The 9,421-nt window shown below is 35.3% G+C and carries 11 protein-coding genes and 1 tRNA gene; 7 read left to right on the plus strand and 5 right to left on the minus strand.

What is annotated here, in order from left to right:
* Position 1: 1 nt before the first annotated feature.
* The 5 genes from QO200_RS01510 to QO200_RS01530 all read right to left on the minus strand — a co-directional run bounded on the left by QO200_RS01510 (position 2) and on the right by QO200_RS01530 (position 3,095).
* Positions 2-460, minus strand: coding sequence for a YHS domain-containing (seleno)protein (locus QO200_RS01510; protein ID WP_371535471.1), 459 nt, complete (start codon positions 458-460; stop codon positions 2-4).
* Entirely contained in the window at positions 460-1,062 is a 603-nt protein-coding gene (locus QO200_RS01515; RefSeq protein ID WP_371535474.1) for a peroxiredoxin-like family protein, read from the minus strand. Before QO200_RS01515 ends, QO200_RS01510 begins: the two co-directional genes overlap by 1 nt.
* A 127-nt stretch (positions 1,063-1,189) precedes the next feature.
* The gene (locus QO200_RS01520) at positions 1,190-1,576 is read right to left on the minus strand and encodes a Crp/Fnr family transcriptional regulator (RefSeq protein WP_371535477.1); all 387 of its coding nucleotides are present in this window, start codon (positions 1,574-1,576) and stop codon (positions 1,190-1,192) included.
* Positions 1,555-1,818 (minus strand): hypothetical protein, encoded by a 264-nt coding sequence (locus tag QO200_RS01525; protein WP_371535480.1) that lies wholly within the window; start codon positions 1,816-1,818, stop codon positions 1,555-1,557. Before QO200_RS01525 ends, QO200_RS01520 begins: the two co-directional genes overlap by 22 nt.
* Positions 1,819-1,955: 137 nt before the next feature.
* Positions 1,956-3,095, minus strand: coding sequence for an acyl-CoA dehydrogenase family protein (locus QO200_RS01530; protein ID WP_371535483.1), 1,140 nt, complete (start codon positions 3,093-3,095; stop codon positions 1,956-1,958).
* Positions 3,096-3,318: 223 nt separating this feature from the next.
* On the opposite strand from QO200_RS01530, the gene QO200_RS01535 reads away from it, so the two are divergent.
* The 7 genes from QO200_RS01535 (at position 3,319) to QO200_RS01565 (ending at position 9,421) form a co-directional block, all read left to right on the plus strand.
* Positions 3,319-4,389: an anhydro-N-acetylmuramic acid kinase gene (locus QO200_RS01535; protein ID WP_371535485.1), complete on the plus strand. Its 1,071-nt coding sequence runs from the start codon at positions 3,319-3,321 to the stop codon at positions 4,387-4,389.
* 67 nt (positions 4,390-4,456) lie between these two features.
* Positions 4,457-5,683 (plus strand): Glu/Leu/Phe/Val dehydrogenase dimerization domain-containing protein, encoded by a 1,227-nt coding sequence (locus tag QO200_RS01540; protein ID WP_371535488.1) that lies wholly within the window; start codon positions 4,457-4,459, stop codon positions 5,681-5,683.
* A 238-nt stretch (positions 5,684-5,921) separates the two neighbouring features.
* The gene (locus QO200_RS01545; protein WP_371535490.1) at positions 5,922-6,626 is read left to right on the plus strand and encodes a MotA/TolQ/ExbB proton channel family protein; all 705 of its coding nucleotides are present in this window, start codon (positions 5,922-5,924) and stop codon (positions 6,624-6,626) included.
* Between the two features lie 2 nt (positions 6,627-6,628).
* Entirely contained in the window at positions 6,629-7,021 is a 393-nt protein-coding gene (locus QO200_RS01550; protein WP_371535492.1) for an ExbD/TolR family protein, read from the plus strand.
* Between the two features lie 34 nt (positions 7,022-7,055).
* Positions 7,056-7,853, plus strand: a complete 798-nt coding sequence (locus QO200_RS01555) for an energy transducer TonB (protein WP_371535495.1) — start codon at positions 7,056-7,058, stop codon at positions 7,851-7,853.
* A gap of 186 nt (positions 7,854-8,039) precedes the next feature.
* Positions 8,040-9,260 (plus strand): folylpolyglutamate synthase/dihydrofolate synthase family protein, encoded by a 1,221-nt coding sequence (locus QO200_RS01560; RefSeq protein WP_371535497.1) that lies wholly within the window; start codon positions 8,040-8,042, stop codon positions 9,258-9,260.
* 86 nt (positions 9,261-9,346) lie between these two features.
* Positions 9,347-9,421 (plus strand) — tRNA-Val (locus tag QO200_RS01565).

A 9,421-nucleotide genomic window follows, 5' to 3' on the forward strand; every position in this document is an offset into this window, starting at 1 on the left:
TTTATTGAATTACTTTTTTCCAATTCGAATCGGCCATTGATTGTAAATTAGACTGATCTTTATTCCAACTTTTTAAAGTATTCCTAAAAAAGGCATTATAGAACAAATATAATTTCCCATCAATAATTTTAAAAGTACTGGGATTAATAGCTACTTTATCTCCTGAATCCCCCATTGCAAATGCACACCAACCTCCATATTGAGGTTCATAGCTTGAAGGAGATTTTACGAAAGCACTTTTATTCGACGCAGAAGAAAAATAATAAATCACTCCTTCATATATCGAATTGATTTCTTTTTTTCCTTCTAGAGCTTTCCCTTCTTTAAAGTAAGCAACTGGATCATATCCTTGCATAGCAACTTTCCCCTCTAAATTAAATTGAGATACGCTCTCACCTTCACTCTGTGCAAATCCAGAAAGCGTGAATAACATACAAATGGCCAAAATAAATTTCTTCATTACTCTTTATTTAAAGATTTTGCCGCTGCAATCAATAAATCATTGGAAATTCTATGTTTATAATCAGGTGTAATGTATTCAAAATCTATCACCCCCTCTAAGTTCAAGATAAAAACAGATGGAATCGGTAGAAAATCACTATTTAGTCCATCTGATCCTTTTGCCAAAATGGTCTTATATTTTTCGGGAGCTTGAAAAGCGATACCCATTGCCTTTACTAATTCACCATTACCGTCTGATAGCAAAAGATAGTTTACTTTATCCTTTTCCTCGGTAGCTTTTAAGTTCTTTGGTGAGTCTGGACTGATGGCAACAATCTGATATCCTAAGTCCAATAATTCTTTTTCGGCTTCCGCCAATGCCGCCAAGTGAAGGTTACAATAAGGGCACCAGCCACCACGATAAAAAACCAAAACAGTTTTCTTTTTGCTGAAAAGCGATTGCAAATCAACGGTTTTATTGTCAATTGTTTTTAAGGTGATATTAGGGATTTTTTCTCCAATCAATAATGGCGCTACGTCAGTTGCTACTTTGGGCAAGTCACTTTGTGCATTTACCATATATCCAATCGCTAATAAAAGGAAGCTTAGTATTCTTTTCATGATCTAATAATTTTATATCACAAAGCTACTATTGAATTCTGAATTAAATTGTCGGCTAGATTGCATTTCCTAAAAAAAACTATAATGTAGTGATATCTGCAATAATAATTTCTTTTCTATTGTAAAGCTACGTCCCTTTTGCTTCCATTTCGTTAAGCAATTGTGTCGCTGTTTGTCTTGAGGTACAAATGATTTGAGCAATATCACTTTGGGTTAGATAATTCTTAATGATTACTTTATTTCCCGTTTGCACACCTTCTTTCTCTGCCCAGTCTTTTAGAAACAAAGCCAATCTGGTTTTAGCATCCTTCGAAATTAAATTAGAATAACTGTTCTTGATTCGCTTCATTTTCAGTCCTACAATTTTAGTATAGTGCAACGCTAAACTGGGATTCTGTAATAATACCTCTTCAAAATCAGAAAGCAAAAAACTACAGATAGTAACATCGTCAGAAAGTACTTTAGCATATTCATTGCTCTCGCCATCTGCATCTAAAGTAAGCTCCCCAAACAAATCTCCTTTTTAACAATGTCTTTAATTGTTTCATTACCGGTTTCATCAACAGCCACGATTTTAATATTTCCCTTTTTCAACACAAAAATCCTAGACACATCCGAAGAAGAAAAATAAATAATCTCTCCTTTCTTTGCTTCCTTGAACCCCATGATGATGCACAACTGCTTCATTTGTTTAAAACTTAAACTTCTAAACAATTTATGATCTCGTAAATTCCAGTATTTTAAATCTTCATTCATAAAAGGTAATTTGCTAGTAAATATAACGCTATTTTATAACTAAAAACCATTAAGAAACTAAGTCTCATTAAGTATTCTACTACTTAATTTCTTAATCCCTTAATGGTTTAAATTATTCTTATTACTTAATTCGAATGCTAGGAAACCAAAGTTCTCGAAATCACAATACGTTGTATTTCTGAAGTTCCTTCATATATCTGAGTGATTTTAGCATCACGCATCATACGTTCTACGTGATATTCAGCCACGTACCCATTACCACCGTGAATTTGAACCGCTTCGATTGTGGTATCCATCGCCGTTTGAGAAGCAAACAATTTTGCCATAGCACCAGATTGAGAAATATCCATTCCTTGATCCTTTTCAGATGCAGCCTTCAAACAAAGCATTTTGGCTGCCATGATTTGAGTCGCCATATCAGCTAATTTAAAAGCAATAGCTTGGTGTTTGAAAATTTCTTTACCAAAAGCTTTACGCTCTTGCGAATATTTCAATGCTAATTCATAAGCTCCAGTTGCTATTCCTAATGCCTGAGAAGCAATCCCAATTCTACCACCGTTTAATACAGCCATAGCAAAATTAAAACCAAAACCATCAGCTCCAATTCTATTTTCCTTTGGAACCTTAACATCACTAAACATTAAAGAATGCGTATCTGACCCGCGAATTCCCATTTTCTTTTCTTTTATTCCAATATCAAAACCAGCCCAACCTTTTTCTACGATAAAAGCATTAATTCCTTTGTGCCCTTTTTCGATATCCGTTTGCGCAATTACGATATAAGTAGATGCTGACGAACCATTAGTGATCCAGTTTTTAGTACCATTCAATAAATAATGATCCCCTTTATCAATAGCCGTTGTTTTTTGAGAAGTTGCATCAGATCCCGCTTCTGGCTCAGACAAGCAGAAAGCACCAATTACGTCTCCTTTTGCAAGAGGAACTAAATATTTCATTTTTTGTTCTTCGTTACAGTACTTTTCCAGTCCTGCACAAACTAATGAATTATTTACAGACATTATTACTGCTGCTGAAGCATCAATTTTAGCTATTTCAGTAATTGCTAAAACATAAGAAACACTATCCAGTCCAGAACCACCATATTTAGGATCAACCATCATCCCTAAAAACCCTAGTTCAGCCATCTTCTTAACTTGCTCTGTTGGGAATTTTGAGAATTCATCTCTTTCAATTACTCCAGGCAACAACTCGCTTTGAGCAAAATCTCTAGCGGCTTGTTGAATCATTAAATGCTCTTCTGTTAGATTAAAATCCATAACTGTATTTCTTTTTATTTATTTGATTAATTCTAGCGCCAAAATACGTTGTTCACAACATCGAATTTAAAGTCCAAATCCGGAATTGTTTTATCTTATTTTTTACGTTTAGAATAGACGATTGTTATATGTTGCTTAATTTAGCCTGTTTTTTGTTTAAAAAAACTAGTCAAAGATACTTTTTTCTTGTGAAATTATCAATTTTGATTTGTAATTTTGGCTAATGAAAGAAGAACACTATAACGTTATCGGGGTGATGTCTGGAACTTCTCTTGACGGAGTTGATTTAGCACATATTCAATTTACCATAAAAGACAAGAAATGGGACTTCAATATTATTGAAAGCGAGACTATTTCTTACAGTTCAGGCTGGGTAAATACCTTAAAAACAGCGGTGGATTTTTCTGAAATTAATCTAAAAAAATTAAATCACGATTATACTTCATTGCTCGGTTCCATTATCTCTGATTTCATATCTCGCCATAAGATAGAAAATATCGATGCCGTTTGCTCGCATGGTCACACCGTATTACACCAACCCGATAAAGGCATTACCCTCCAAATTGGGAATTTAAAGGAAATATCCGATTTAATTCAGCAAACTGTCGTTTGTGATTTTAGAATACAGGATGTCAATCTAGGAGGACAAGGTGCTCCTTTAGTACCTATAGGAGACCGCATTTTATTTCCTGAATACGACTATTGCCTGAATCTAGGTGGCTTTTCGAATGTATCATTTGAAGAAAAAGACAACAGAATCGCATTTGACATCTCACCAGTAAATACAGTTTTAAATTATTATTCAAATCAATTGGGATTCGATTATGATGATAAAGGGAAAATTTCGGCAACTGGGCTAATCGACGACACTTTGCTGGACGAGTTGAACAATCTAGAGTTTTACCAACAAAGCTATCCTAAATCTCTGGGATTTGAATTTGTAAAAGAAATCGTTCTACCTATTGTAGAGCATTTCGAAATTGACATTACGGATAAAATGAGAACCTTTACAGAACATGTTGCCGTGCAAATTGCAATAGCCCTACCTAATAAAGAAGGAACTCTTTTAATAACTGGTGGCGGAGCTTACAATGATTTTCTTATCGAGCGCATCCAATTTCACTTGCCTTCCATCAAAATCATAATTCCTGAAAACAAAATTCTGGAATTTAAGGAAGCGCTGATCTTTGCTTTATTGGGTGTCCTTAAATTACGTGGACAAAACAATGTATTGTCTAGTGTAACAGGAGCTAAAACAGATCATAGTAGCGGATATATCTATAAACCAAAATAATACCTCAAATACACAATTCACATTATTCTATTTTTTATATTTGTCAAAATTAAACATATCGCAATAAATGAAAGATTTATTAAAGAAATTCGAAAATAAAGAGCCTGTAATCGTTTTTAATTGGAAAGATGCCGAAACCGAAGCTGAAGGGTGGACGGTTATTAACTCTCTTCGTGGTGGTGCTGCCGGTGGTGGAACTAGAATGAGAAAGGGATTAGACATCAATGAAGTTTTGTCGTTGGCAAAAACAATGGAAGTAAAATTTACGGTTTCTGGTCCGGCTATTGGTGGTGCAAAATCTGGAATTAATTTCGATCCAAACGATCCAAGAAAAAAAGGCGTTTTACAACGGTGGTACAAAGCGGTGTCTCCATTATTAAAAAGTTATTATGGAACTGGTGGTGATTTAAACGTGGATGAAATCCATGAAGTTATCCCTATGACTGAAGAATGTGGTGTTTGGCATCCGCAAGAAGGAGTCTTTAATGGTCATTTCAAACCAACTGAAGCTGATAAGATAAACCGAATTGGTCAATTGCGTCAAGGTGTGGTTAAAGTAATCGAAAATCCAAAATTCTCTCCAGACGTTTCTAGAAAATATACCATTGCAGATATGATTACCGGTTACGGTGTTGCTGAAGCGGTGCGCCATTATTACACTACTTATGGAGGTGACGTTAAAGGGAAAAAAGCTATTGTACAAGGTTTTGGAAATGTAGGTTCAGCTGCTGCTTTCTATTTAGCTGAAATGGGTGCAAAAGTTATTGGTATAATCGACAGAGATGGTGGCTTAATAAATGAGAATGGTTTTACATTCGAAGAAATAAAAGACCTATTCCTTGCTAAAGACGGAAACAAACTAGTTGCCGAAAACATGATTCGTTTTGAAGAAATCAATGAAAAAATATGGACAATAGGTGCTGAAATTTTTACTCCTTGTGCTGCTTCAAGATTAGTTGCTCAATCTCAAATTGATAGCTTAATCGCTAATGGACTTGAAGTAATTTCTTGTGGTGCTAATGTTCCTTTTGCCGACAAAGAAATCTTTTTTGGTCCAATAATGGAAGATGTAGATCACAAAGTAAGTTTAATTCCAGACTTTATTTCAAACTGTGGTATGGCTCGTGTATTTGCTTACTTCATGGAGAAAAAAGTACAAATGACGGATGAGGCGATCTTTCAAGATACTTCAGAAATCATCAAAAAAGCAATTGAAAAAGCACATGCTTTAAACAGCGATAAAACTAATATTAGCGCTACCGCTTTTGAAATCGCTTTGAAACAATTAGTGTAAGCCTCTAATAAATTAGAATCCTTTCATTCTACTTCGTTTGAAAGAATACGATTAAGTCAGTTCGATGAAACGCCCAATACGGGAATTCATCGAACTGATTTTTTTTTATACTATACTCAAGATCGCTTTTTTAACACTCTATTCCTTCCCTACTTTTTTAATATTTGTTTAGGATATTAATCTAAAAAAGTAACAATTTTTATAATATATTAGCGTTTCCATAATAAAGAAAATTTCTATGAGTATATTGTTACAAGCAGATACCCTATCTGTTGCACAAGAAAATTTAGCCGATGCGGTTCCAGTTGAAAAAACATTATCTATTATTGAATTGCTAACAAGTGGAGGATTAGCCGGTAACATTATCATGGCTGCCTTATTTATAATGTTAGCTGTCGCACTTTATCTTTACTTTGAGCGCTTAATGGCGATCAATGCTGCGTCAAAAATAGACCCTAATTTTATGGGACAAATCAGAGATAATATTAGAAACGGACGCATCGATAATGCTAAAATGGCGTGCGCTCATTCAAAATCTCCTGTTGCCAGATTAATCGAGAAAGGAATTTCAAGAATTGGCAAGCCTCTAGATGACATCAATACGGCAATTGAAAATGCTGGAAAACTTGAAATTTACAAACTTGAAAAAAATGTAAGTATGCTAGCGACTATTTCTGGAGCAGGTCCTATGACTGGTTTCTTAGGAACAGTAGTAGGGATGATTCAAGCTTTCCACAAGATGGCAACTGCTGGAGGACAAATTGAAGTTGGAGCCCTATCCGAAGGGATTTATACCGCTATGACAACTACAGTTGTTGGATTAGTCGTAGGTATTATTGCTTACGTAGGTTACAATCACTTAGTTGTAAAAACAGATAAAATTGTACATCAGATGGAAGCCAATGCCGTTGACTTTTTAGACTTATTAAACGACCCAGCATAATTATGAATTTAAGAGGAAGAAATAAAGTTAGTGCAGAATTCAATATGTCGTCTATGACCGATATTGTTTTCCTATTGCTGATATTCTTTATGCTAACATCGACCATGGTAACTACCAATGCTTTAGACTTGGTATTACCAAAAGGAAAAGGAAAAACAGACAGTAATAAAAACATTGCAGTAAGTATCAATAAAAAACTAGAATTTTTCATTGATAAAGAACCCGTTTCAGAAGCTGAATTGGAATCAAAATTATTATCAATGTTTACAGCCGATAAGGATAGGGCAATTATTTTAAGAGCCGAAGAAGGAGTGCCTATTGAAAAAGCAGTGAATGTTTTAGATATTGCAAACCGCAATCAAATCAAAGTTGTTTTAGCGGTAAGACCTAAATAACGACAGCTGTCCTTCAAAAAAAGATTTATTCTACATGAAATATTTAGAAACAGAAGAAGAAAAAAAATCATTTGCAATCACATCAATCATTTTTGTGATTCTATTTGTTTTGTTCTTTTATTTAGGATTAACTTCTTTAGACCCACCTCCTGAAAACGGAATTGCGATAAACTTTGGAACAACTGAGTTTGGATCTGGAGAAATACAACCCACAGAGCCTATTCAATCTGCACCTAAGACGACCGCCGCAAAACAAGCAGCCTCAAGTGAGGACGAGATACTTTCTCAAGACATCGAGGAAGCAGTGGTAATGAAGCAGGTCAAAAAAGCACAGCCTACAAAAGAAACAGCTAAAGAAGAGGTTAAACCAAAACCGAAAGAAAATCCGCAACCCTCAAAAAGCACATCTGATGCATTATCAAGTATCTTAAACGGACCCAAATCTGACGGAAAAGCAAAAGGTGGCGAAGGAAATGACAATGTTGCGGGAGACAAAGGAAGCTTAAATGGCGATCCTTATGCTAACAGTTATTACGGATCTGGAAGCGGTACCGGAAATGGTAGCGGATGGGGCTTAAATGGCCGAAGTATTGCTTCAAGAGGTAAAGAAGTACAGAAATGCAATGAATTTGGCACTGTCGTTGTGCAAATAACGGTAAACAGAAGCGGAAATGTTATTGCTGCCAAATATACTAAAGGAACAACTAATACCAATCCTTGCCTGGTAGAACCTGCATTGGCTACAGCCAGAAAATACAAATGGCAACCCGATGCGAATGCACCTGCAACTCAAATTGGTTTTATTACCGTTAACTTCAAATTAGGGGAATAAATACATTTGGCATTTAAAGATCTTACCATACAATCAGCGCAGACATTTTCAATATTTTTACATTTAAAAAAAGCAATCTAATCAGAACTTAAGGCGTCATAAAGCGTAAATTCTTAATAGTTTTAAAAAGCCTTTTTCTAAGTATTAAAATATTTAGTCTACGAATACAACCAATACTCAAAGAAAATGAACTATCAAGAAACTACGGACTGGATGTTTAACCAACTCCCTATATATCAGCTTCAAGGCGCCTCTGCCTATAAAAAGGATTTGACAAACACGCACTTATTGACCAATCATCTTGGCAATCCCCATAAAGAGTTAAAATGCGTTCATGTTGCCGGTACAAATGGAAAAGGATCTACTTCTCATATGCTGGCAGCTGTACTTCAGGAAGCTGGCTACAAAGTAGGCTTATACACGTCGCCACACCTTAAAGATTTCAGAGAACGTATTAAAATAAATGGTGCTGATATCACCGAAGATTTTGTTTGTACTTTTATAAATGAAAACAAATCTTTTTTTGAATCGAATGACATCAGCTTTTTTGAAATGAGCGTTGGAATGGCCTTTGATTACTTCGCCAAAGAAAAAGTAGATATCTCAATCATCGAAGTTGGAATGGGCGGTCGATTAGACGCCACAAACATTATCACTCCAATAGTATCCGTAATTACAAATATTGACTTAGATCACACACAGTTTCTCGGAAACACCATTAAAGCCATAGCAGCAGAGAAAGCTGGTATTATAAAAGCAAACACCCCTGTAGTCATTGGAGAATATACTCCTGAAACTAAGGCTGTTTTTTTGGCTACAGCCAAAAAAAATAACGCCCCCATCTATTTTGCTTCCGACTTGATTTCAGAAAACTATCCTTCAGATTTAATAGGTGACTACCAAATTCACAATAAAAAATCAGTATTGCAGACTATTAAGCTACTAAACTCACAGCCGGAGTTTAAAATTACTGAAGACGCTATTAAAACTGGGCTTTTAAATGTCGTGAAAAATACTGGGCTGCAAGGAAGATGGCAACAACTGGGTGAATCACCAAAAATAATCTGCGATACCGCACACAATAAACACGGACTAGAGATTGTCTTGAATCAAATTCAAAAAGAAGAATTTAAAGAATTACACATCGTTTTAGGCGTGGTAAATGATAAAGACTTAGATCAAATACTACCTCTATTCCCCAAAAACGCCATTTATTATTTTTCAAAGCCAAACAACCCACGCGGATTAGACGCGACCATTTTATCGGACAAAGCAAGCCAACATGGCTTAACAGGAACAATATACAACTCAATTACAACAGCTTACAAAAAAGCATTAGAAATAGCCGAAGACACTGATTTAATATACATTGGTGGTAGTACATTTGTGGTTGCAGAAATTTTATAATTTTTTTTATTTTTTGCTTGTTTATTCAAAAAACAGCCTTATATTTGCACTCGCAATAAGGAAATGAAAATTAACAAATTGCATTAGGGCGATTAGCTCAGCTGGTTCAGAGCACCTCGTTTACACCGAGGGGGTCGGGGGTTCGAACCCCTCATCGCCCA

Origin of the sequence: Flavobacterium sp. Arc3, from assembly GCF_041431375.1 — a bacterium.
In the GTDB taxonomy this organism is placed as follows: domain Bacteria; phylum Bacteroidota; class Bacteroidia; order Flavobacteriales; family Flavobacteriaceae; genus Flavobacterium.